The sequence below is a fragment of the Vibrio sp. 10N.222.49.C9 genome (assembly GCF_041474985.1).
Classification (GTDB): domain Bacteria; phylum Pseudomonadota; class Gammaproteobacteria; order Enterobacterales; family Vibrionaceae; genus Vibrio; species Vibrio crassostreae_C.
Map to the genome: position 1 here is coordinate 1 of NZ_JBFRVD010001447.1, position 353 is coordinate 353.

A 353-nucleotide genomic window follows, 5' to 3' on the forward strand; every position below is an offset into this window, starting at 1 on the left:
TCATTAGGGTACTGTAGCTATGAGATAGGTGTTATGATACTTGCTAACCGCTCAGCAACACTTGCAACATCCTCGTCACTTTCTCCGACGAGTATCATAGAAGCAGTGCCAATGGGTACTACAGTGCCGGACATTTGTTTTTCGCTAAAGTTCACTGCATGATCTGAGCTGATATTGGTAATAAAGAGGGTGATTCGCCCTTTTTCACCTTGGAAAACCATGTGCAAAGCGTTACTTTCACCAAAACCACAATGGTTTAAATAGTACACATGATATGGGAAGCTCTCACTAAATTGATACGCAAATGGCGTTAGCTTGGTATTGATTTGGCTAGAGTCCACCTGTTCATCTAG

Annotated in this window: 1 protein-coding gene; it reads right to left on the minus strand. The window is 42.2% G+C overall.

Annotated elements, in window-relative coordinates:
* Window positions 1-17: 17 nt before the first annotated feature.
* Window positions 18-353, minus strand: a 336-nt coding sequence (locus AB4585_RS28695) for a DUF3379 family protein (protein WP_372172178.1), incomplete at its 5' end; no start/stop codon positions are given.